This is a genomic window from Tepidiphilus baoligensis (assembly GCF_012911495.1).
Classification (GTDB): Bacteria; Pseudomonadota; Gammaproteobacteria; order Burkholderiales; family Rhodocyclaceae; genus Tepidiphilus; species Tepidiphilus olei.
Window position 1 is genome coordinate 13,385 of record NZ_JAAAUB010000014.1, and the last position, 23,042, is coordinate 36,426.

Annotated in this window: 21 protein-coding genes and 1 pseudogene; 9 read left to right on the top strand and 13 right to left on the bottom strand. The window is 66.0% G+C overall.

Annotation, left to right across the window (positions count from 1 at the left end):
* Positions 1-17 precede the first annotated feature (17 nt).
* The 3 genes from GV368_RS11665 to GV368_RS09090 are packed head-to-tail and all read left to right on the top strand — an operon-like array spanning position 18 to position 4,491.
* Positions 18-2,540, top strand: coding sequence for a DNA translocase FtsK (locus GV368_RS11665; RefSeq protein WP_328514251.1), 2,523 nt, complete (start codon positions 18-20; stop codon positions 2,538-2,540).
* Positions 2,537-3,193, top strand: coding sequence for a LolA family protein (locus GV368_RS09085; RefSeq protein WP_169116305.1), 657 nt, complete (start codon positions 2,537-2,539; stop codon positions 3,191-3,193). The genes GV368_RS11665 and GV368_RS09085 overlap by 4 nt, the downstream gene beginning before the upstream one ends.
* Positions 3,190-4,491, top strand: a complete 1,302-nt coding sequence (locus GV368_RS09090; protein WP_142805001.1) for a replication-associated recombination protein A — start codon at positions 3,190-3,192, stop codon at positions 4,489-4,491. The genes GV368_RS09085 and GV368_RS09090 overlap by 4 nt, the downstream gene beginning before the upstream one ends.
* Here GV368_RS09090 and GV368_RS09095 read toward each other — a convergent pair.
* On the bottom strand, positions 4,486-4,767 hold the full coding sequence (locus GV368_RS09095; RefSeq protein WP_169116306.1) for a hypothetical protein: 282 nt from the start codon (positions 4,765-4,767) through the stop codon (positions 4,486-4,488). The genes GV368_RS09090 and GV368_RS09095 overlap by 6 nt on opposite strands.
* 197 nt (positions 4,768-4,964) lie before the next feature.
* Here GV368_RS09095 and serS point away from each other — a divergent pair, with 197 nt between their 5' ends.
* From serS to GV368_RS09120, 5 genes are read left to right on the top strand one after another with little or no spacing between them, the layout of a single operon-like run.
* Positions 4,965-6,251, top strand: coding sequence for a serine--tRNA ligase (gene serS, locus GV368_RS09100; protein WP_169116325.1), 1,287 nt, complete (start codon positions 4,965-4,967; stop codon positions 6,249-6,251).
* Between the two features lie 27 nt (positions 6,252-6,278).
* Entirely contained in the window at positions 6,279-7,403 is a 1,125-nt protein-coding gene (locus GV368_RS09105; RefSeq protein ID WP_169116307.1) for an NAD(P) transhydrogenase subunit alpha, read from the top strand.
* A gap of 13 nt (positions 7,404-7,416) precedes the next feature.
* Positions 7,417-7,722: an NAD(P) transhydrogenase subunit alpha gene (locus GV368_RS09110; protein WP_142805005.1), complete on the top strand. Its 306-nt coding sequence runs from the start codon at positions 7,417-7,419 to the stop codon at positions 7,720-7,722.
* Positions 7,719-9,095, top strand: coding sequence for an NAD(P)(+) transhydrogenase (Re/Si-specific) subunit beta (locus GV368_RS09115; protein ID WP_169116308.1), 1,377 nt, complete (start codon positions 7,719-7,721; stop codon positions 9,093-9,095). The genes GV368_RS09110 and GV368_RS09115 overlap by 4 nt, the downstream gene beginning before the upstream one ends.
* 11 nt (positions 9,096-9,106) lie before the next feature.
* A complete protein-coding gene (locus GV368_RS09120; RefSeq protein WP_169116309.1) occupies positions 9,107-9,430 on the top strand; it encodes a hypothetical protein in 324 nt (107 codons plus the stop codon).
* Between the two features lie 24 nt (positions 9,431-9,454).
* On the opposite strand, the gene GV368_RS09125 is transcribed toward GV368_RS09120, so the two are convergent.
* A complete protein-coding gene (locus tag GV368_RS09125; RefSeq protein WP_169116310.1) occupies positions 9,455-10,936 on the bottom strand; it encodes an EAL domain-containing protein in 1,482 nt (493 codons plus the stop codon).
* Between the two features lie 203 nt (positions 10,937-11,139).
* On the opposite strand from GV368_RS09125, the gene GV368_RS09130 reads away from it, so the two are divergent.
* Complete coding sequence (locus GV368_RS09130; RefSeq protein ID WP_169116311.1) at positions 11,140-11,577, top strand: MaoC family dehydratase; 438 nt, start codon at positions 11,140-11,142, stop codon at positions 11,575-11,577.
* A 56-nt stretch (positions 11,578-11,633) separates the two neighbouring features.
* On the opposite strand, the gene folE2 is transcribed toward GV368_RS09130, so the two are convergent.
* From folE2 to tsaE, 11 genes and pseudogenes are all read right to left on the bottom strand, one after another.
* A complete protein-coding gene (gene folE2, locus GV368_RS09135; protein ID WP_169116312.1) occupies positions 11,634-12,440 on the bottom strand; it encodes a GTP cyclohydrolase FolE2 in 807 nt (268 codons plus the stop codon).
* A 62-nt stretch (positions 12,441-12,502) separates the two neighbouring features.
* Complete coding sequence (gene dxs, locus GV368_RS09140) at positions 12,503-14,371, bottom strand: 1-deoxy-D-xylulose-5-phosphate synthase (RefSeq protein WP_169116313.1); 1,869 nt, start codon at positions 14,369-14,371, stop codon at positions 12,503-12,505.
* 6 nt (positions 14,372-14,377) lie between these two features.
* A complete protein-coding gene (locus tag GV368_RS09145) occupies positions 14,378-15,280 on the bottom strand; it encodes a polyprenyl synthetase family protein (RefSeq protein WP_169116314.1) in 903 nt (300 codons plus the stop codon).
* Positions 15,277-15,516: an exodeoxyribonuclease VII small subunit gene (xseB, locus tag GV368_RS09150; protein ID WP_169116315.1), complete on the bottom strand. Its 240-nt coding sequence runs from the start codon at positions 15,514-15,516 to the stop codon at positions 15,277-15,279. Before xseB ends, GV368_RS09145 begins: the two co-directional genes overlap by 4 nt.
* Entirely contained in the window at positions 15,513-16,454 is a 942-nt protein-coding gene (gene ispH / locus GV368_RS09155) for a 4-hydroxy-3-methylbut-2-enyl diphosphate reductase (RefSeq protein WP_142805014.1), read from the bottom strand. Before ispH ends, xseB begins: the two co-directional genes overlap by 4 nt.
* A 7-nt stretch (positions 16,455-16,461) precedes the next feature.
* Positions 16,462-16,890 carry an FKBP-type peptidyl-prolyl cis-trans isomerase gene (locus tag GV368_RS09160; protein ID WP_142805015.1) on the bottom strand — a complete coding sequence of 143 codons (429 nt, stop codon included), beginning with the start codon at positions 16,888-16,890 and terminating at the stop codon, positions 16,462-16,464.
* Entirely contained in the window at positions 16,887-17,402 is a 516-nt protein-coding gene (gene lspA, locus GV368_RS09165; protein ID WP_142805016.1) for a signal peptidase II, read from the bottom strand. Before lspA ends, GV368_RS09160 begins: the two co-directional genes overlap by 4 nt.
* Positions 17,399-20,211 (bottom strand): annotated as a pseudogene (ileS, locus tag GV368_RS11550) (isoleucine--tRNA ligase). The gene lspA and the pseudogene ileS overlap by 4 nt, the downstream one beginning before the upstream one ends.
* Entirely contained in the window at positions 20,208-21,161 is a 954-nt protein-coding gene (locus GV368_RS09175) for a bifunctional riboflavin kinase/FAD synthetase (protein ID WP_142805018.1), read from the bottom strand. The pseudogene ileS and the gene GV368_RS09175 overlap by 4 nt, the downstream one beginning before the upstream one ends.
* Positions 21,162-21,219: 58 nt before the next feature.
* Entirely contained in the window at positions 21,220-22,581 is a 1,362-nt protein-coding gene (locus tag GV368_RS09180) for an N-acetylmuramoyl-L-alanine amidase (protein ID WP_142805019.1), read from the bottom strand.
* A complete protein-coding gene (tsaE, locus tag GV368_RS09185) occupies positions 22,554-23,039 on the bottom strand; it encodes a tRNA (adenosine(37)-N6)-threonylcarbamoyltransferase complex ATPase subunit type 1 TsaE (RefSeq protein WP_169116316.1) in 486 nt (161 codons plus the stop codon). Before tsaE ends, GV368_RS09180 begins: the two co-directional genes overlap by 28 nt.
* Positions 23,040-23,042: the final 3 nt, after the last annotated feature.

Consider the following 23,042-nt stretch of genomic DNA (forward strand, 5'->3'; position numbering starts at 1 on the left):
GCCGTGACTTCTTTTTCTTGGATACGGCTCGCTCGATGAATTGGATGACGACCTTGCGTTCGTCTCGTGGGGTGCGGGAGATCGCCTGGTTGGTGCTCGCCGCCTTGGGAGGGTATTTCGCGCTCATCTTGTTCGGCTATTCACCGTCCGATCCCGGATGGTCGCATGAGGCGTCGACCGAGACGATCGCCAATCCCGGCGGCCGGGTGGGGGCTTGGTTGGCGGATCTCTGCCTGTCGATCTTCGGGGTGTCCGCTTGGTGGCTTTTGGCGTTTGCCCTGCGCGGTCTGTGGTCGGCGTGGCGTCTGTGGCAGGGGGATGAACGCTCGACCGCGGGGTGGCGTGCTTCCATGGCCCTCGCTGGTGCGGGCTTGCTCGTGCTGCTCTCGAGCAGCAGTGCCTTGGAGGCCCTGCGCTTTCATGGGCACGGCATCGTGTTGCCCGCGGGGGCCGGCCCCGGGGGGTATCTGGGGGGAGAGCTCGCTCAGACCGTGGCGCGCTATTTCGGGTTCACGGGAGGGACTTTGCTGTTGCTCGTGGCGTGGATGGTGGGGGTGAGTCTGACGTTCGGCCTTTCTTGGCTCGACGTGTGTGAACGCGTCGGGGCTTGGGTGGAGACGGGTGTGCATCGCTTGCAAGGCCGCTGGGAGCGTCAGCGGGCCGAATCCTTGCGCGACATGGCTGCGGTCACGGTTTCGTCCGTACGGGCTGACGGAGAAGGGGGTGTGCGTGCTCGCTGGGAACGGTGGCGTGCCCGCATCGTGCAGGCAGGGCAAGGACTGCGCCGTTGGGCCCGGAGGGAAAGGTCGCCCGATTCGAGCCTGCCCCGGCAGCGGGTCGAGCCGGATCTTTCTGCTCCACCGGGGAAGGATACGGACGGGGCGTTCGATGCCACGGCCTCCGAGCCCGTGTCCACGATGCACACCGGTGCCCCGAGGTCCAGCCCGAAACGGCACGGGCGACGAGACCGAGACGAGGGAGAGAGCGTTTTGCAAAGTTCGCCCCCGTCCTCGAGTTCCGCCCTCGGCGCTCAAACTCCCTCTCAAGCGTCCGCCCCCCTGGAGCCGCGGCCGCCTTTGGCTCTGCTGGATGCACCGACGCTCGGCGGTGTGTCGGTGAGCGCCGAGGCGATGGCGGCCACCGCCCGGCTCATCGAGAGCAAGCTCGCCGAATTCGGCGTACGCGTGCAGGTGGTCGGAACGATTCCCGGGCCGGTGGTGACGCGCTACGAGATCGAGCCGGCCACTGGAGTGAAAGGGGCGCAGATCGTCAATCTGGCCAAGGACCTGGCGCGGGCGCTGTCGCTCGTATCCATTCGTGTGGTCGAAATCGTGCCGGGGAAATCCTGCATGGCGTTGGAAGTACCCAACCCGAAGCGCCAGATCGTGCGTCTGAGCGAAGTGCTCGATTCGCGCGCCTATCGCGAGATGGCCTCGCCCCTGACGCTGTGTCTGGGCAAGGACATCGCCGGACAGCCGGTGGTGGCGGATCTCGCCAAGATGCCGCATCTCCTGGTGGCCGGGACCACCGGTTCGGGTAAGTCGGTCGGCATCAACGCCATGATCCTGTCGCTCATCTACAAGTCGACGCCGGAGCAAGTGCGGCTCATCATGGTCGACCCGAAGATGCTGGAACTGTCGATCTACGAGGGGATCCCGCACTTGCTCTCGCCGGTGGTCACCGACATGCGGCTCGCGGCCCAGGCGCTCGACTGGTGCGTGGGCGAGATGGAGCGGCGCTACAAGCTGATGGCTGCGCTGGGGGTGCGCAACATCGCCGGCTACAACGCTTTGCTCGAGCGGGCGCGGCGCGAGGGCGAATATCTTGGCAATCCCTTCTCGCTCACGCCGGATGCACCCGAACCCTTGGAAAAGATGCCTTACATCGTCGTCGTGGTCGACGAGCTCGCCGACCTGATGATGGTGGTGGGCAAGCGCATCGAGGAGCTCATCGCCCGACTCGCGCAGAAGGCGCGGGCGGCCGGCGTCCACCTCATCTTGGCGACCCAGCGTCCTTCGGTGGACGTGATCACCGGGCTCATCAAGGCCAACGTGCCCACGCGCATCGCCTTTCAGGTTTCTTCCAAAGTGGATTCACGCACCATCCTCGACCAGATGGGGGCCGAGACCTTGCTCGGCATGGGGGACATGCTCTATCTCGCGCCTGGAACCGGTCTGCCGCGTCGGGTGCACGGGGCTTTCGTCGCCGACGACGAGGTGCATCGGGTGGTCGAATACCTCAAGCGGCTCGGACCGCCGCAGTACGTCGAGGCGGTGCTCGCCGAGCCGGAGGAGGGAGAGGAAGGAGGGGTGGAAGGTCCGGACGGGGGCGAGGAGAGCGACCCCTTGTACGATCAGGCGGTGGAGGTGGTGCTGCGTACGCGCCGCCCGTCGATCTCGCTGGTGCAGCGGCATCTGCGCATCGGTTACAACCGCGCGGCGCGGCTCATCGAGGCGATGGAACGCGCGGGACTGGTATCGCCGCCGGAGCACAACGGCAACCGCCAGGTGCTGGTGCCGGCACGGGGAGAAGAGGCGTGACGAAGGTGTTGGCCGGATGGGGGGTTGCGTTGTGGATGATGTTTGCCGGTGTGGCCCTTGCCCAGCAACCGGCAGTGGCCGAGGAGGCGGTGCGAAGGCTCGAAGCGTTCGTGTCGCAAACGAATGCAGCACAGGGGCGATTCCGTCAAGAGGTGCTCGATCGTCAGGGGCGAGTGCTGCAGCGTGCCGAGGGACGATTCCTCTATGAACGGCCGAGCCGTTTCCGCTGGGAAGTGCACTCGCCGGCGAAGCAGCTGGTGGTGAGCGATGGAACGGTCGTGCAGGTCTGGGATCCGGATCTGGAGCAGGTGATGGTGATGCAGTTCACCCACGCGCTCTCTGGCTCGCCCGCGGCGATTCTCGCAGACTCCCAAGCCTTGCATCGCGAGTTCGTCCCGGAGGGTGGGGAGATCGATGGCGAGCGCTGGGCGGTGCGCCTGCGGGCGCGTTCGGCCGAAGCGGGCATCGAGCGCGTCGTGGTCGAAGGCGAAGGAGAGCGGTTGCGGCGCATGCGCATCGAGGATCATTTCGGCCAGACGAGCGAGATTACGTTCACCGAGTTTCAGCGGGCCTGGTCGGTGCCGCCGGCCGAGTTTGCCTTTACTCCGCCGCCCGGCACCAAGGTGCTGGAAAACCACCCGGGGCGGCGATGAGCGGGGAGGCGCGCGCGCCGCTCGCCGAGCGCATGCGTCCGCAGCACCTCGACGAGGTGGTGGGGCAGGAGCATCTGCTCGGTCCGGGCAAGCCGCTGCGGGTCGCCTGGGAGCAGGGGCGGCTTTTTTCCATGATCCTGTGGGGACCGCCCGGGGTGGGAAAAACCACACTCGCCCGCTTGCTCGCGCAGGCGGTGGGGGCGCGCTTCATCGCCCTGTCGGCCGTCATGGCGGGGGTGAAGGAGATCCGCGCGGCGATCGACGAGGCCCGTGCCGAGCGCGAACGCGGCGGCACGACGGTGCTCTTCGTCGATGAAGTGCACCGCTTCAACAAGGCGCAGCAGGACGCCTTCCTGCATCAGGTCGAGGAAGGCTTGGTGACCTTCATCGGGGCGACCACCGAGAACCCTTCCTTCGAGGTCAATTCGGCGCTGCTGTCGCGCACCACCGTGTTGCGGCTCGAACCCCTGGATGCAACGGCACTCACGACGCTGCTCGCGCGTGCCGAGGCGCGTTTTCCCGAGGAGGCGGTTCCTTTGGACGAGGCGGCGCGCGCCATGCTGGTCGAACTCGCCGACGGGGATGCGCGGCGGCTGTTGAACGACGTGGAGTGGCTGTGGCAGGCGGCGCGGGCACGAGGGCAGGCGGTGATCGACGTGCCGTTCGCGCGTTCGGTGATGGGCGAGCGGCTGCGGCGCTTCGACAAGGGGGGCGACGCCTTCTACGACCAGATCTCGGCCCTGCACAAGGCGGTGCGCGGATCCGACCCCGACGCCGCGCTCTACTGGTTCGTGCGCATGCTCGACGGTGGCGCCGATCCGCTCTATCTGGGGCGGCGCATCGTGCGCATGGCCAGCGAAGACGTGGGTCTTGCCGATCCACGCGCGCTCACGCTCGCCCTCGATGCCTGTGCCGCTTACGAACGGTTGGGTTCTCCCGAAGGGGAGCTGGCGCTCGCCGAGGCGGTGGTGTACCTGGCCTGTGCACCGAAGTCGAACGCCGTGTACCTCGCGTACAACGCCGCGCGTGCCTTCGTGCGTCAGGACGGCTCGCGCCCGGTTCCGCTGCATCTGCGCAACGCCCCGACCCGGCTCATGAAGGAGTTGGGCTTCGGCAAGACTTACCGCTATCCGCACGACGAGCCGGAAGGGTACGCCGCCGGCGAGCGTTATTTCCCCGACGGCATGACGCCGCAGCGCTGGTATCGACCCGTGGAACGGGGGCTGGAGGCGAAGATCCGCGCCAAGCTGGAGCACCTGCGTGAATTGGATGCGCAGGCGCAAGAGCGCCGTTCATGAACCGGCGTTGGCAGGGGCGTGCAAGGGATGGTCGGCGAGCAGCCGCTTGCAGGCCTCATGGGCGCGTTGGGCCTTGGTGGCGTCACCTTGCGCCAAGGCTCGCTCGGCGATCTCGAGCAGCCAGTTGGTCAGCACGACGATGCCTTCGTCGGATTGGGAGAGGCTGCAGGCGATGAGGCCGGCAGCTTCGGCGGGAAGATCATGGTGCTCGGCCAGCAGCCCGATTTCTTCTTCGGTGAGGCTGCAGTAGTCGAGGCAGTCGCGTAACGTGAGCATGGCGAGGGGCCCTTCGAAAATATGCCGCACCGGTCACTGTAGGCGCTGCAACTCATTATTGCCAATGATTTTTTTGTTTCGGAATGATGTTCCGTCTTTGACCCTGACTATCGATCGTTTCTTCGCGCCCGATCGTTGTCGGATATGGGCAGAACTGGTATCGTTGCACCCCGTCAGACGATTGATCAGGATGTGTGATGCTCGACGTTCAGTGGTTGCGCACCCGGCTCGACGAAGTGAAGGCGGCGCTCGCGCGGCGTGGCGCGAAGATCGACTGGTCCCGGTTCGAGGCGCTCGAGTCCGAGCGCAAAGACCTTCAGACCCGCACGCAGGAGCTGCAGGCGCAGAGAAATGCCCTCTCGAAGGAAGTCGGGCGGCGTAAAGGGCGAGGCGAGGACGCCTCCGAGGTGCTTGCCCAGCTTGCCCTGATCACCGCGGAGCTCGACACCTGCGAAGAGCGCCTTTCGGCCCTGCTCACCGAGTTGGAATCCTTCCTCGCCACCTTGCCCAACCTTCCGCATCCTACCGTTCCCGATGGGACGAGCGAGGCCGACAACGTGGAGGCGTCGCGCTGGGGTACCCCGCGGACGTTCGATTTTCCCGTGCGCGATCACGTCGATGTGGGCGCGCCACTGGGGTTGGACTTCGAGGCGGCGGCGAAGATTGCCGGAGCGCGCTTTGCCGTGATGCGTGGCGACCTGGCGCGACTGCATCGGGCGCTGGGGCAGTTCATGCTCGATCTGCACACGCGCGAGCACGGGTACCTCGAAGTCTATGTGCCCTATCTCGTCAATGCGCGCAGTCTCTTCGGCACCGGACAGCTACCCAAATTCGCCGAGGATCTCTTCGCCGTCCCGCGCGATCCGGAAAACTTCTACCTCATTCCGACGGCCGAGGTACCGGTGACCAACCTCGTGCGCGACGAGATCCTCGAGGAGCGCGATCTGCCCCTCAAGTTCGTCGCGCACACGCCGTGTTTCCGCTCGGAGGCCGGCGCCTATGGGCGCGACACGCGGGGCATGATCCGCCAGCATCAGTTCGACAAGGTGGAGCTGGTGCGCATCGAGCACCCGGACCGCTCCTGGGAGGCGCTCGAGGAGCTCACCGGGCACGCGGAGGCGGTACTGCAGCGCCTGAATCTTCCCTACCGGAAAGTGGTCTTGTGCGCCGGCGATCTTGGGTTTTCGTCGGCGAAGACCTATGATTTGGAAGTATGGCTGCCGGGGCAGAATACCTACCGCGAGATTTCTTCGTGTTCGAACTTCGAGGCGTTCCAGGCCCGCCGCTTGCAGGCGCGATTCCGCCCCGCCGGCGGCAAGGGCAAACCCCAACCGGTACATACCTTGAATGGCTCGGGATTGGCGGTGGGGCGTACGCTGGTGGCGGTGCTGGAAAATTACCAGCAGCGCGACGGTTCGGTGGTGGTGCCCGAGGCGCTGCGTCCGTGGATGGGGGGGCAGGAGCTGATCGAGCCTCATCGGTGATCAAATGGAGAGAAGAGAGGGGATGACATGGGTGTGATCGTGGGGGTGGCAAGCGCGCCGCAGCCGCAGGAGCGGCGGATAGCGCTGGTGCCGGATCTGGTGAAGAAATACGAGGCGTTGGGGGCAAAGGTCGTGATGGCCAGCGGTGCGGCCAAGCGGGCGCATTGGGCTGACGAAGCCTTTGCCGGCGTGGAAATCCTGTCCGAGCCGGAGGAGGTGTTTCGCCGCGCGCAGTTGGTGCTGTGCGTGCAGCCGCCGCGCGACGAGGAACTCGCGCTCATGCCCGAAGGCTCGATCCTGGTGGGGGCGCTGCAGCCTTGGGCGAGCCGGGAGCGGGTCGAGCGGCTGATCGAACGGCGCATCACCTCCTTCGCCCTGGAGCTCTTGCCGCGCATCTCGCGCGCGCAGAGCATGGACATCCTTTCTTCCCAGGCGACGGTGGCCGGCTACGAGGCGGCGCTGATCGCCGCCGACCACAGCCCGAAGTTCTTCCCCATGCTCACCTATGCCGCCGGCACCATCCGTCCGGCCAAGGTGCTGGTGATCGGCGCCGGCGTGGCGGGGTTGCAGGCGATCGCCACCGCCCGGCGGCTGGGCGCGGCGGTGGAAGCCTACGACGTGCGCCCCGACACGCGCGAGCAGGTGGAGTCGCTTGGGGCGAAGTTCCTCGATACGGGGGTGCGCGCCGTGGGCGAGGGTGGCTATGCGCGCGAGCTCACCGAAGAAGAGAAAGCACTGCAGGCGGAGAAACTCGGCAAGGCCGTGGGGCAGGCCGATGCGCTCATCACCACCGCCTCCATCCCCGGGCGACCGGCGCCGCGCATCATCACCGCCGAGATGATCGCGCGCATGCGTCCCGGCGCCGTGGTGGTGGATCTGGCCGCGGAGACGGGAGGCAACGTCGAGGGGACGGTGCCGGGCGAGAAGACCTGGATCGGGGAAGTGCTGGTGATCGGTCCGACTTTTGTGCCGAGCCGTATGCCGGTGCATGCTTCCGAGATGTTCGCCAAGAACGTGTTCAATTTCGTCTCGCTCTTCCTGCGTGATGGGGTGTCGTCGCTGTCGTGGGACGACGAGGTGCTCGCCGGCACCTGCATGACACATGCCGGCGAGCTCAAGAGCGAGCGGGTGCGCCAATGGTTAGGACTGTGAGGAGGGGGCTGCGATGGACGGTATGAGCGCGTTGTTCATTTTCATGTTGGCGGCGTTTACGGGCTATGAGGTGATCGCGCGAGTGCCGGTCATTCTGCACACGCCGTTGATGTCCGGGTCCAATTTCATCCACGGCGTCGTCTTGATCGGGGGGATGATCGTACTAGGGCAGACCCCACCGGATGATGCGGCCTCGCTTGCCATTGGCTTCATCGCCGTGCTCTTGGGGGCGGCCAACGCGGCGGGGGGCTACGTCGTCACCGAGCGGATGCTGGCAATGTTCAAGTCGAACAAAGGTGCCGGGGAGAGCGGGCGATGAGTACGTTCATCCAGTTCGTCTATTTCCTCGTGGCCGTTGCTTTCATCGTTGGCTTGAAGGCGATGAGCTCGCCAGCCACGGCGCGCCGTGGCGTGCAGTGGGCGGGTTATGCCATGCTCGCGGCGGTGCTGGTCACGTTCTATCTGCCGGGGATGCACAACTACGGTCTGATGATCACCGCGATCGTGATCGGCGCAGCGATCGCCTGGTATCTCGGCAAGACAGTGAAGATGACCGACATGCCGCAGATGGTGGCGATCTACAACGGCATGGGCGGGGGCGCGGCGGCGGCGATCGCTGCGGTGGAGTTCATGCGCGCAGATGCGGTCCATCATCCTTCGGTCGGCTTGCTCGCGGCCTTGGGGGCGATCATCGGGGCGGTGGCTTTTTCCGGCAGCTGCGTGGCTTTTGCCAAGCTGCAGGGGCTCTTGAAGAAGACCTACCGGGTGCCGCAGCAAAACAACGTGGCCTTCTTCCTCGCCCTCTTCACTTTTGGCATCGGACTGACGATCGGGTTTTCTTCTCATCCGGGCGGGTTCGAGCTCACGGTTTTCTTCCTCCTCGCCCTGGCGCTGGGGGTGCTGCTGACCTTGCCCATCGGTGGGGCGGACATGCCGGTGGTCATTTCGCTCCTCAATGCCTTTACGGGCCTGGCAGTCGGTTTCGAAGGGTATGTGCTCGCCAACCCCTTGCTCATCGTCGCGGGGACGGTGGTCGGAGCTTCCGGCACCTTGCTCACCCTCCTCATGGCCAAGGCGATGAACCGCTCGATCCGCACCGTGATCTTTGCGCCGATCACCGGCGAGGCGCAGGAGGCAGAGGGTGAAGTGACGGGTTCGCTCAAAGAGTATTCGCCCGACGACGCGGCGGCCACCCTGCGCTATGCGCAGAAGGTGATCATCGTGCCGGGCTACGGCATGGCAGTGGCCGGCGCCCAGCACAAGGTATGGGAGATGGCGCAGCTCCTGGAAGAGGCGGGAGTGGAAGTGAAGTTCGCCATCCACCCCGTGGCCGGGCGCATGCCGGGGCACATGAACGTGTTGCTGGCCGAGGCCGGGGTGCCCTACGACAAGATCTTCGATCTGGAGGAGATCAACGCCGAGTTCGCCCAGACCGACGTCGCCCTGGTGATCGGGGCCAACGACGTGGTCAACCCCGCGGCGCGTACCAACAAGGCGAGCCCCATCTACGGCATGCCCATCCTCAACGTCGACCAGGCGCGCGAGGTGCTGGTGATCAAGCGCGGCAAGGGAACGGGCTACTCGGGCATCGAGAACGAGCTCTTCTACCGCGACAACTGCCACATGGTCTATGGCAGCGCGCAGGAAGTGGTGGCGCGCATCATCCAGCGCCTCAAGGAGCTGGAAGCCTGAAGCGGGCGGCGATGCGATATGTCGTGGTCGTGGCGTGCGTGCTCTCCGGTGGCGTTTTCGCGCAGGGGACCGCGCCGCCGCAGGCGGTGCCGCCACTTGCCGCTCCGGAAGTACGGCGGGACTTGCCGACTCCGCCGTTGCGCGAGGGGCCCGATCCGGGTTTTGCCGGTATTTGGGCGACTTCCATCGACTTGCAGACGCTCGCCCTGATGCTACAGCTGCGCGACTGGTGCCTGAACCGCAGCATTCCGGACGAAGTGCTGGAGCGCCAGCTCGGGCGACTCGGCGCGCTCACCGGCCGCGAGGAGGATTGCCGGACGGTGTTGTCGCGCTGATCCTTTCCCTGGCGCCGAGGCCGATCAATCCATCCCCTTGACGTGTAAAGGTTCGCCCGAGGTGACGGCCGGGCCGAACCAGGGGCCTTGTTGCAATCGAACGCCCAGCGCGGTGAGGAAATCGCGTTGTCCCGCCGTGGCCACGCCTTGGGCGCGGACTTCGAGATGCATGGCCTGCGCGAGCGATACCGTTCCCCCGACGAGGGCTTCGAGCCGTTCGTCCCGCCCGAGTCCCGCGACCCACGCAGCAGGCAGCATCACCCCGCTCCAAGGGAGGCGGGCGAGTTGCTCGAGCGGCAAGGCGGCCTCGTCGAGACCGGCGGCGATCCAGCGGATGCCGCGTCGGGAGAGGGCGAGCAGCGTCGCGGCCGCCTCGGTGTCGAGTGCGGCACAGGCGGGCAGATCGAGCGCGAATTCGAGCGCCTCGGGACGGATGCCGGCGGCGAGCGCCGCCTCTACCGCCGGGGGAAATTCGGGGTCACGCAGTGCCTCGGCCGCCAGGGTGAGCGTGAGCCGCCCCGGAATGCGCGCCGCGAGCTTGGGCAGTCTGGCCAGGGCATAGCGGGTGAGCTGCGGTACGGCCTGGGCGCGGCGTGCGAGTTCGGTGAGCCGTTCGGGGGCCAGGCCGGCGGTGGCAGGGTGATTCCACACGAGTCGGGCGTGGGCGCCGGCAAGCCGACGCTGCTGGAGATCGACGAGCGGTTCCAGCTGCAAGGCGAAGGATTCCGCCGGGCTTTCCCTCAGGGCAACGGCGAGTGGATCGAGCGACGGGGCCGACCGGGCGGGAGAGATGGTAGCAGGAGCGAATCGCGGCAGCCGCTCGAAGACGAGGACGCGCCATCCCAGCTGTGGCCCCTCGAGCACCCGGGCGCGTACCGGGGCCTCGCCCAGTCCCTCGATGCGGGCGAGCGGTGCCTCGCCTTCTTCCGGCCAGGAGACGGCGGCGAAGTGCGTGAGCGGTTGTAGCAGCCATTCTCGCCGTTCGGAAGGGAAGAAAGGTCGGGCGGCATCGTTGAGCGCGGCGATGCGCCCGGCGTCGTCGAGTACCACCACCGGTTGAGGCACGGCGGCGGCAAGCCGGGGCCAGAACGCATCGGTGTGCGCGACGTCGCGATATACCTCTCCGATCAGATCGGGCGAGAAAAGGATCGCGTGCAGGCCGGGGCGCAGGCGGGCGGCGGCGATGAAGCGGAAAAGGCGCGAACGGCCGCCGGGTAGCGCGATACGGATGCTGCCGCGGCTTTGCCCCTGGATGAACCAGCGAGCCCTGGCTTGCAGGAATTCCTTGTCCGAGGGGAAGAGCGTGGCAAGCGGCTGCCGGATCAGGTCACGGTAGTCGCGCTCGAGCAGTCGACAGGCGGCAGTGTTCGCCTCCAGGATGGTCTCGTCGCTGGTGAGGATGAGCCCTTCGTCGATGAGCTCGAGAAGGGCGAGATACAGGCCCGTTTCCGCGCCCTCGGAAAAGTCGGGCCGGAAGGGTTCGGCAGGCGGGGGCTGGATTCCCATGGTGGCGGAGGCTCGGGCGCAATGACTGATGCAGACACGATAACACCGCCCTATCGCCCTTCGGGGCGAGATAAGACGGCAGGAAAGGGCTTTTTTTCCTGCTTGGAACGTCTGGTGGGCGTTGGGGTTCCTGCAGGATTTTTTGCACTGCAGCATACCCATGGTAAACTGTATTTCCCAATTCAGAGCACAGGAGAAGAAGAATGGCAAGGGACTTCAATGCGATCATGGGCTATCGCTTCGAGGAGCTGCACGTCGGAATGACGGCGGAGACGAGTCGCACCGTCACCGACGCCGACATCCTCATGTTCGCCGGCGTCTCGGGCGACATGAACCCGGTGCACATGGACGACGAGTTCGCCGCTACGACCATGTTCAAGGGGCGCATCGCCCACGGCTTTCTCACCGTGAGCTTCGTCTCGTCGGTGCTGGGCACGAAGATGCCGGGCCCGGGGGCGGTATATGTGTCACAGACGGTGCGCTTCCTCGCCCCGGTGCATTCCGGCGATACGGTGGTGTCGCGGGCGACCGTCATCGGCCTGCTGCCGGAAAAGCGCCGCGTCACGCTCGATACGCGTTGCATCGTGCGCGACAAGGTGGTGCTGGAGGGCGAAGCGGTAGTGTTCATTCCGCCGCGCTGAGGCCGTACGGCAGGATTGAAAAGGCGCCGGGGCAGGCCGACCGGCGCCTTTTTGCGTCAACGGGGTTTGGTCTTGTCGCGCTCGATCAGCGCATAGGCCGAATGATTGTGGATGGACTCGAAATTTTCCGATTCGGCGATGTAGTGCACGATGCGCGGATCGGCATCGAGCCGGGCGGCGACGTCGCGCACCATGTCTTCGACGAACTTCGGGTTGTCGTAGGCGTGCTCGGTGACGTACTTCTCGTCGGGGCGTTTCAGGAGCCCGTAGAGTTCGCTGGAGGCCTCTTTCTCGGCCAGTTGCACGAGCTCTTCGATCCAGACGTGATCGATCGTGCGCGCGGTGATGGTGACGTGTGAGCGCTGGTTGTGCGCTCCATAGGCCGAGATTTTCTTCGAGCAGGGGCACAGGCTCGTGACCGGGACCACCACTTTCATCGTGAAGCGGTATTCGCCGCCGGAGAGAATCTCGCCGATGAAGGTGACGTCGTAGTCCATGAGGCTCGCCACGCCGGTTACGGGAGCGTGTTTCTCGATGAAGTAGGGGAAACTCATCTCGATGTGGCCGGTCTCGGCTTCGAGCCGCTCGACCATCTGCCGCAGCATGGGTTCGAAATTCTCGACCGAGATCTCGCGCTCGTGGGCATTGAGGATCTCGACGAAACGCGACATGTGCGTGCCCTTGAAGTTGTGCGGCAGCCCCACGTACATGTTGAAAGTGGCCACCGTGTGCTGCACGCCGCCGCTACGGTCGCTCACGCGGATGGGATGACGGATGCTCTTGATGCCGACCTTGTCGATGGCCATGTGGCGGTGATCGGCGAAGGATTGCACGTCGGGGATGGCTTGGAGGGGTTCGTTCATCGTCGGGTTCTCTCGTCTCGTTCTTGGGGTTCGGTCGTATCGTAGCCCGCCATGGGTTCTCGTCAAGCATCACCGTCATCGAAGCGCTCTATCGCCGCCAGGATGCCGTCGACGTCCAGCTCCAGCAGGTGCAGGAGTTGACCGTGCTCGCCGTGCTCGACGAAGCGATCGGGCAGGCCCAGTCGCAGTAGTCGCGGGGGAGTTTCCAGCGTCTGGCTGATGCGGGCGATCTCGCTGCCAGCGCCACCGATGACGGCGTTTTCTTCCAGCGTCACGAGCACCTCGTGCGTGGCGGCCACGGCGCGTATCGTGGTCTCGTCGAGCGGTTTGACGAAGCGCAGGTTGACCACCGTGGCGTCGAGCCGCTCGCCGACTTCGAGCGCCGGGGCTACCATCGAACCGAGGGCGAGCAGGGCGATGCGTCGGCCCTGGCGCAGCAGTTCGGCCTTGCCGATCGGCAAAGGCTCCAACCCCGGATCGACGGGGATGCCGGGGCCGTGGCCGCGGGGATAACGTACCGCCGCCGGACCGTCGTGCAGGAAGGCGGTGGTGAGCATGCGGCGGCATTCGTTCTCGTCGGCCGGTGCCATCACCACGAGATTGGGGACGCAGGCAAGGAAGCTCAGGTCGAAGGCGCCATGGTGCGTGGGTCCGTCGGCGCCCACCAGCCCGCCGCGGTCGATGGCGAAGACCACGGGCAATTTCTGCAGGGCGATGTCGTGGATGAGTTGATCGTAGGCGCGTTGCAGGAAGGTGGAGTAGATCGCCACCACCGGTTTGAACCCCTCGCAGGCAAGCCCCGCGGCGAAGGTGAGGGCATGCTGTTCGGCGATGCCGACGTCGAAGTAGCGTTCGGGGTATTCCTGGGCGAAGCGCACCAGGCCCGAACCCTCGCGCATCGCGGGGGTGATGCCGATGAGGCGTGGATCGCGCGCGGCCATGTCGCAGATCCAGTCGCCGAAGATCTGGGTATAGGTGGGGCGAGTGCCCTTGGTCGGCTCCAGCCCCCGGGCGTGATCGAAGCGCGATACGCCGTGATAGAGCACCGGGTCGGCCTCGGCGAGTTTGTAACCGCGCCCTTTTTTCGTGACGACATGCACGAAGCGCAAGCCGCCGAGTTTGCGGATGTTGGCGAGCGTCGGCACCAGCACGTCGAGGTCGTGCCCGTCGATGGGGCCGTAATAGTGGAAACCGAATTCCTCGAAGAGCGTACCCGGCGGCGAGATCATGCCTTTGACGTGCTCTTCGACGCGTCGGGCGAGCGCCTTGATCGGCGGGGCGGCGGAGAGCACCGTTTCGCCCACCCGGCGCGCGGTATTGTAAGGTTCGCCGCTCAGGAGCCGCGCGAATATCTGGGTGAGCGCCCCCACCGGCGGCGAGATCGACATTTCGTTGTCGTTGAGGATCACCGTGAGATCGATCCCGTCGAGGTCGCCGGCATGGTTGAGCGCCTCGAAGGCCATTCCGGCCGACATCGCCCCATCGCCGATCACCGCCACGCATTGGCGTTTCTCGCCGCGGGCCCGGGCGGCGACCGCCATGCCCAGCGCCGCGGAGATGGAGGTGGAAGAGTGTCCCGTGCCGAAAGTGTCGTAAGGGCTTTCCTCGCGCTTGGGGAAACCGGACAATCCTCCGAGTTGGCGCAGTGTGGCCATGCGGTCGCGCCGACCGGTGAGGATCTTGTGGCCGTAAGTCTGGTGCCCCACGTCCCAGACGAGGCGATCGTACGGGGTGTCGTAGACGTAGTGCAGCGCGAGGGTGAGCTCGACGGCGCCGAGATTGGAGGCCAGGTGCCCGCCGGTGCGGGCCACCGTCTCGAGGATGAACTGGCGCAACTCGGCGGCGAGCCGCTTGAGTTCGGGCAGCGACAGGCGGCGCAGATCGGCCGGGTCCTCGATGCGGGTGAGCAGGGGAAAACGTTCGGTCGTCATGATGGATCAGCGCCGGCGATCGGCGACGAAACGGGCGAGCTCGCACAGGCGCTCGGCAGGCGGTCCCAGGGCGGTGAATGCAGTGAGGGTTTCTGCCAGGGTATTTCGTGCAGCCTCGATCGCTCCCTCCAACCCCAGGAGCGTGACATAGGTGGCCTTGGCGTGGCGTTCGTCCTTGCCGGCGGTCTTGCCCAGGGTGGTGCTATCGGCAGTGGCGTCCAGGATGTCATCGGTGATCTGGAAGAGCAGCCCGAGGGCGTTGGCACCGCGCTCGAGCGTGGCATGGGCTTGCGCATCGGGTTCGTCGCAGTAAGCGCCGGCGAGGACCGCATAGCGGATGAGCGCCCCCGTTTTGCGCCGATGCAGGGCTTGCAGCGATTCCAGGGGGATCTTTCGGCCGGTGGCTTCCAGGTCGAGCGCCTGTCCTCCGGCCATACCGTGCGAACCGCTGGCGCGGGCGAGTTCGCGCACCAGGCAGAGCTGACGGTTTGCCGGCAGATTGGGTAGGGGCGTGGCCAGGAGCTGGAAGGCGAGTGTCTGCAACGTATCTCCGGTGAGTAGTGCCGTGGCTTCGTCGAAGGCCACATGGACGGTGGGGCGGCCGTGGCGCAGGGTGTCGTCGTCCATCGCGGGCAGGTCGTCGTGGACCAGCGAATAGACGTGGATGAGCTCGACCGCCGCCGCGACGGGCAACAGCGCTTCGGTCGGGGCCCCGAATCCCTCGCCGGAGGCGAAGACGAGCAGCGGCCGGATGCGTTTGCCGCCACCGAGCACGGCGTAGCGCATCGCTTCGTGCAGGCGCCGAGGTTCCGTGTCGGCCGGCGGAAGGATTTGTTCGAGGAAGTGTTCGACGAGGGCCCGGCGGCGCTCGCACCAGAGCTCGAACGGTTCGCGCACGGAGAGCGTCATCGTTCGACGGGAGGGTCTAGGGGCACGAGGGAGCCGTTTTCGATGGCGAGCAGGCGCTGCTCGGCTTCGTCGAGCACCTGACGGCAGCGACGCACCAGCGCCACGCCTTGCTGATAGCGTTGTAGGGCCGTCTCGAGCGGTAGGCGGCCGGTCTCGAGCGCCTGGACGATGCGCTCGAGTTCGGTGAGCGCGGCTTCGAAGTCGAGGTTCTCGGGTGCGGCGGCGGGTTCGTTCATGTCGCCTCCGTGAGGGTTTTGGGAAGGGTGAAACGGACGTTTTCCGCCACGCCCGGGAGTTCGGCGATGTCGCTGACCCCCAGCTGGCGTAGCCGGGCGAGGACGCGCTGTACGAGTTCTTCCGGGGCCGAGGCGCCGGCGGTGAGGCCGATGCGCCGTGCTTGGCCGAGCGTCTCGGCCGTGAGCGCCGTTTCGTCCTCGATGAGCCGTGCCGGGATGCCCAGCGCCGCGGCCACTTCCCGCAGGCGATTGGAGTTGGAGCTGTTGGGAGAGCCGATCACCAGCACGAGGTCGCATTGGGTGGCAAGCTGCTTGACGGCATCCTGGCGGTTTTGCGTGGCGTAGCAGATGTCGTCTTTCTTGGGGCCGAGAATGCGAGGATAGCGTGCGGTGAGCCGTGCGATGATGCGCCGGGCGTCATCGACCGAGAGTGTCGTCTGGGTCACGTAGGCACAGCGTTCGGGATCGAGCGAGAGCCGGTCAACCTCTTCTTCGGTCTCCACGAGGTGGATGCGATCGGGCACTTGCCCCATCGTTCCCTCGACCTCGGGATGCCCGCGGTGTCCGATCATCACGATGTCGTAGCCTTGGCGGTGCAGCCGCTGCACTTCGTGGTGCACCTTGGTGACCAGGGGGCAAGTGGCGTCGAGCACGGTGAGGCCACGCGCCCGGGCGCGCTCGTGGATCGTCTGAGCCACGCCGTGGGCGCTGAAGACGACGACGGCCCCGTCGGGGACTTCGTCGAGCTCTTCGACGAAAACGGCCCCGCGCGCGCGCAGGGTTTCGACCACGTGGCGGTTGTGCACGATCTCGTGGCGTACATAGATGGGGGCGCCGAAGCGTTCGAGTGCCCGCTCGACGATCTCGATGGCACGATCGACCCCGGCGCAGAAGCCGCGGGGGTTGGCGAGCATCACGGTGGGAGGAGTAGTAGCCATAGTGGGGTCAGCTGATGCCGATGATGTGCACTTCGAGCCGGACGGTCTTGCCGGCAAGGGGATGGTTGAAGTCCACGACGCCATACTCCTCGGTGAGTTCCCGTACCAGACCCGTATAGCGCGAACCGTCGGGAGCGGCGAACTCCATGAGCGTCATGGCCTCGGTGACTTCCGGTGGAAAATCGGCACGCGCCACTCGCTCGACGAGCTCGGGGCGGTGCGGGCCGAAGGCTTCTTCGGGTGGCAGCGTGAAGACGCGATGCTCACCCACGCTCAGTCCCACCAAACAGCGCTCGAGCGCCGGCAGCACTTCCCCCGTGCCAAGTTGTAAGGTGGCAGGGGTGGCCTCGAAGGTGCTCACCACGGCGGTGCCGTCTTCGAGGAGAAAACGGTAGTGGAGGGTGACGAGGCTGTCGGGGCGGACGGTGTCGGTCATGTCGGGGTCTCATTTGGTGGTTCGTTGGCGTGACGCGCCTGTTTGCCTTGCCGCCATTGGTGCCACAGCAGCAACGCCACGCCGACGGTGATGGCGCTGTCGGCGAGGTTGAAGGCGGGCCAAGCCCAACGGCCGGCGTGAAAGAGCAGGAAATCGTAGACTGCGCCATGCACCAGCCGGTCGATGGCATTGCCGAGCGCCCCGCCGACGATCAGACCATAGGCGAGGCGCTCCATCCGTCCTGCCTCTCTAGCCGCGGCGAGCCAAAGCAGCCATGCGCTCACGGCGAGCGCGAGCACGAGGAAGAACCCGCGCTGCCAGCCTCCGGCTTGCGCGAGAAAGCTGAAGGCCGCTCCCGGATTGTATACCGAGACGAGCTGCAGGAAAGGCGCGAGCACCAGGCGCTCACCCTCGGGGAGCCAACGCGAGAGGGCGAGCTTGCTACCCTGATCGAGCGCCATCACCGCCAGGGCAATGGCGAGCGTCGGCCGCAGGCGGGCGAAGGCGCTCATGCCCAGCGGCGCGTCTCGCCCGCGCCGTGTAGGTTGTCGATGCAACGCGCGCACAGGGTGGGGTGCTCGGGGTCGCTGCCCACGTCGGCTTCATAGTGCCAGCAGCGCTCGCATTTGGCGTGTGGGCTCGGCTCGACCTCGATTCCCTCGTCTGTGGGCGAGTCGACTTCCGCCAGACGCGCTTCCGAGGTGATGAGGGCGAACTTGAGCTCTGCGCCCAAGGCCGCGAGCGCGGCGTAGCGTTCGCCGTGGGCACGGATCGTGACTTCGGCCTGCAGCGAGGGGCCGACGCGGCCTTGCATGCGCACCGCCTCGATCGCCTTGTTGACCGCCTCGCGCGTCTCGAGCACGAGCGTCCAGCGACGTTCGATCGTCTCGGCGTCAGCGACTTCCGGAATCTCGTGCCAGGTATGCAGCATCACGCTGTCGTCGTCGCTGCCGGTGAGGTAGGTCCAGATCTCTTCGGCGGTGAAAGCGAGCACCGGCGCCATCAGGCGCACGAAGGCGTGCAAGATGTGGTGGAGTGCCGTCTGTGCCGACCGCCGCGGCAGCCCATCGGCCGGGGTCGTGTAGAGGCGATCCTTGAGGACGTCGAGGTAGAAGGCGCCCAGCTCCTCGGCGGCGTAGTTCTGCAGCGCCTGCACCACCTTGTGGAATTCGAAACGCTCGTAGTCGGCGCAGACCTGCGCCTGCAGGCGCGCTAGCCGCAGCAGGGCGTAGCGGTCGAGCTCCACCATGTCTTCCACCGGAACCGCATCCCGCGCGTACTCGAAGTCGGCCACGTTGGCGAGCATGAAGCGCAGCGTGTTGCGCAGTCGCCGGTAGACCTCGACGACGCGGTCGAGGATCTCCTTGGAGATGGTGAGCTCGCCGGAATAATCCGTGGCGGCGACCCACAGACGCAGGATTTCGGCGCCGAGCGTGTCGGCCACCTGCTGCGGTGCGACGACGTTGCCGCGCGATTTCGACATCTTCAGCCCTTGGCCGTCGACGACGAATCCGTGCGTGAGCAGCCCCCGGTAGGGCGGATGCCCGTCGATGGCGCAGCCGGTGAGCAGCGACGAATGGAACCAGCCGCGGTGCTGGTCGGAGCCTTCGAGGTAGAGGTCGGCCGGATGTTCCAGCTCGGGGTGCGAGCCGCGCAGTACGTGCACGTGGGTGGTGCCGGAGTCGAACCACACGTCCAGCGTATCGAGCACTTTCTCGTAGCGGTCGGCTTCCTCGCCGAGGAGGTCGCGGGGATCGAGCCGGAACCAGGCGTCGATTCCCTCGCGCTCGACGCGCCGGGCGACTTCCTCGATGAGCTGCGCCGTAGCTGGGTGCGGCTCGCCCGTGGTTTTGTCGACGAAGAAGGCGATCGGCACGCCCCAGTTACGTTGGCGCGAGATGCACCAGTCGGGACGATTGGCGATCATGGCGTGCAGCCGCGCTTGGCCCCAGGCCGGATAGAAGCGTGTGGCTTCCACCCCGCGCAAGGCTTTGTCGCGCAGGGTCTCGCCATCGGGCAGGGTGCGACCGGGGATCGTGTCCATGGCGATGAACCACTGGCCGGTGGCGCGGTAGATCGTCGGGCTCTTGTGGCGCCAGCAATGGGGGTAGCTGTGGCGGATCGGCGCGTGGGCGAAGAGCGATCCGACTTCTTCGAGCTTGGCGACGATCTTCGGGTTCGCGTCCCAGATCGAAAGCCCCCCGAAGAAGGGAAGCTCTGGATCGTAAGTCCCGTCGCCGCGCACGGGCATGAGGATGTCTTCCTGGCGTATGCCCGCCTTGAGACAAGTGACAAAGTCGTCGACCCCGTAGGCCGGCGCCGAATGCACCAGCCCCGTACCGGTAGAGGTATCGACGTAATCGGCCGCGATCACGAGACTGTCGCGGGGATGGAAAGGGTGGCGGAAACGCAGCCGGTCGAGCGCCGCGCCGTGCGCCGCGCCCAGCACACGCCCCTCGAGTCCGTAGCGCGTGAGCGCCTGTTCCGCAGCGCCGCGGCGAGGATGAGCGCGCCGCGGGGTGTGGCCACCAGTTCATAGACGACCTCGGGGTGCACGTTGATCGCCTGGTTGGCGGGGATGGTCCACGGCGTGGTGGTCCAGATCACGGCGTAGATCGGCCCTTGCGGCGGCTCGCTCAGGCCGAAGGCGTGGGCGAGGCGCGTGCGTTCGGCGGGGTCTTCGAGGGGGAAACCGACGTCGATCGCCGGCGAGGTGCGCTCGGCGTATTCGATTTCGGCTTCTGCCAGGGCCGAGCCGCAGTCGAAACACCAGTTGACGGGTTTGAGCCCCTTGTAGAGGTAGCCGCGCTCGTAGATTTTGCCCAGCGCCCGGATCTCGTTCGCCTCGTTGGCGAAGTTCATCGTGAGGTAAGGATCGTCCCAGTCGCCCAGCACGCCCAGGCGGATGAAATCTTTCATCTGGCGCTGGATCTGCTCGGCGGCGTATTCGCGGCAGCGGCGGCGGGCTTCGTCCGGCGGCAGGTGTTTGCCGTAGAGTTTTTCGATCTGATGTTCGATCGGCAGGCCATGGCAGTCCCAGCCCGGGACGTAGGGGGCATCGAACCCGGCCAGCGTCTTCGAGCGTACGATGATGTCCTTGAGGATCTTGTTGACCGCGTGGCCGATGTGGATGTCGCCGTTGGCGTAGGGCGGGCCGTCGTGCAGCACGAATTTGGGGCGGCCGCGGCAGACCTCGCGGATCTTGCGATAGAGCTTTTTCTGCTGCCATTGCGCGATCCAGCCGGGTTCGCGCTTGGCGAGGTTGGCGCGCATGGGGAAGGGGGTGTCGGGCAGATTGAGCGTGGCGCGGTAGTCGGTCATGGATGATCCTCGGTCAGGGGGAACGTCGCGCCGTGATGTCGATGCCATTGGCGGGCATGGACGACGTCTTCGGCGATCTGGGCTCGCAGGGCGTCCAGGCCGGCGAACTTGCGTTCCTCGCGCAGTTTGTGGAAGAAGGCGACGCACAGGCGGCGGCCGTAGCATTCGCCGTGCCAGTCGAGCAGGTGGACCTCGAGCCGCGGCAAGAGTCCGCCCACCGTCGGGCGCAGGCCGATGTTGGCCACCGCGGGCAGCGGCGAGGCGGCAAGCCCCGTCACGGCGCAGACATAGACGCCCGGCGGAGCGAGCCGGCGCGGCGACAAGGCGATGTTGGCGGTGGGAAAGCCGAGCGTGCGTCCGAGTTTCTCGCCGTGCATCACTCGGCCCTCGATGCTGTACGGGCGCCCGAGCAGACGTGCGGCCTGGGCGAGCTTGCCCTCGGTCACCAGGGTACGGATGAGGCTGCTGGAGACGCGCCACTGATCGATGCGCACTTCAGGGATCGGCTCGACGGTGAAACCATACCGTTCGCCGGCTTCGAGCAGTTCGGCGAGACCTCCGCTGCGTCGGGCGCCGAAACGAAAATCGTCGCCGATGACGAGGTGCTTGACGTTGAGACCGCGCACGAGCAGCGTTTCGATGAATTCCGCGGCTCCGAGCCGGGCAAGGCGCAGGTCGAATCGCAGCACGTGCAGGCGATCGAGCGCCGAGTCGGTGAGCGCGAGGAGCTTCTCGCGCAAGGTGCTCAGCCGCGGCGGGGCGGATTGCGGGGCGAAGAATTCACGCGGGTGAGGCTCGAAGGTGAGGGCGGCGGCCTGGATCCGGGCTTCGTCGGCGCGCTCGCGCACCAGGCGCAACAGAACCTGGTGTCCGCGATGGACACCATCGAAATTGCCGATCGTCAGCACGGTGGGCGGATGAGGTCCGCCGCTGCCTCGGATGACGCGCATGGCCGCTGTGCCGGAAAAAATTTTGATTATATCGGCTGTGCAGCGAAACGCCGTCTTTTCAGCCCCTTCCCTCGCGTGCAGCGATCAGCAGGCGGGGGGTCGGAGCCGTGGTCTCGAGGTAGCGTTGCAGTCCCTTGAGGATCGCCTGCGCCAGTTGCTCTTGGTATTTTGGGTCTTTCAGTCGCCGCTCTTCCTCTGGGTTGCTGATGAAGGCAGTCTCGACCAATATGGCAGGAACGTCCGGATTGCGCAACACGGCGAAGTTGGCGTATTCGATGTCGCGTTTGTGCAACGTATTGACTTGCCCGAGGGCGGTAAGGACGTGGCGCCCGAGCTGGGCGGAATCCTGCATGGTCGCCGTGAGCGAGAGATCGAGCAAGGTCTTGGCGACGTGCTCGTTCTGTTGCCCCAAATTGATGCCTCCGATGAGGTCGGCCTGGTTTTCTTTGTTGGCGAGCCAACGTGCGGTGGTGCTCGAGGCGCCGCGATTGCTCAGCACATAGACGGAGCTGCCGCGCGGTGCCGAGGAGGCCACGGCGTCGGCATGGATGGAAATGAAGAGGTCGGCCTGGGCCCTACGGGCTCGCCGTACGCGCTCGCCAAGGGGAACGAAATAGTCTCCGTCACGGGTCAGGGCACAACGTAGATTGGGTTGGGCATCGATGATGCGTTTGAGCCGGCGCGCGATGGCCAGGGTCACGTCTTTTTCGCGGGTGCCGAAGCGGCCGATCGCTCCCGGATCCTCGCCGCCGTGACCGGGATCGATCACGACCACGTAGGGGGCTCCGCCCGAGGCCCGAGCCGTGGTCGGGGCGCCTTTCGTCTGGGCAGGGGGAGGGGCTGAAGCGGTGAGATCGGGCGTTGCGCTCAGCGCGGAGGATGCCGCCGTGGGCGATGTGGCCGCTCGCTTGCCGTCGAGCTCGGCAAGCAGGGCCTCGATGGGGTCGCGCGGCGTTTTGGGATAGACGTCGATGACCAGCCGGTGGCGATACTGAGCCACCGGATCCAAGGTGAAAATCTGCGGTTCGGCCTGCCGTTTGAGGTCGATGACCACGCGCACCACGTCGGGACGGAACTGACCGATGCGCACGCCATGAATGTTGGGATCGTCGGCCGCGATCTTGTCTGGTAGGCTCTTGAGCACTTCGTCGATGTTCATGCCAGGCAGGTCGATCACGAGCCGGTCGGGGTCGGGAACGAAAAGATACTCGAAATGCAGTGGCTGGTTCGCTTCGAGGGTGATCCTCGTGTAATCTTCGGCCGGCCAGGCGCGCACGGCGACGAAGGTCGTTCCTTGTGCCCTGGCCAGATGGGGCGTGAGGGTGAAGGCGGCCAGGAGGGCGCCGGCCCGTCCGAGGAAACGGCGCCGAGGGACCGTTGCGGGTATGGGCGTCATGGTGCGGCGAGGCGGTTCAGACATTGGCGAGCCCTCGGGGTCGAGGCGGTTAGCCGAACTTCACGGCTGCCGTCTGGTCGTGGTTCGATCGTGATCGTCAGATCGGCTCCGGGGGCGAGTGCTGCAGCTTTTTCCGGCCATTCGACGAGGCAAACACCCGTGCCGTCGAAGTATTCCTCCAGCCCCGCGGCGTAGAATTCTTCCGGTGTCGCGAACCGATAAAAATCAAAGTGATACAAGTTTAATCCAGAAACAGGATAAAGTTCAACCAGTCCGTAGGTGGGGCTCTTGACGGGACCGGTGTGTCCCAGAGCACGCAGAATCGCGCGCACGAAGGTGGTCTTGCCTGCGCCCAAGGGGCCGACGAGGTGAACGACCCAGCCAGGGGCAAGGCAGGGGGTCAGACGTGCGGCGAGCGCTGCCGTGGCATTCTCGTCGCTGAGCGATAGGGTGATGGCCGAAGTTTCACGAGGCAGGGACATGGG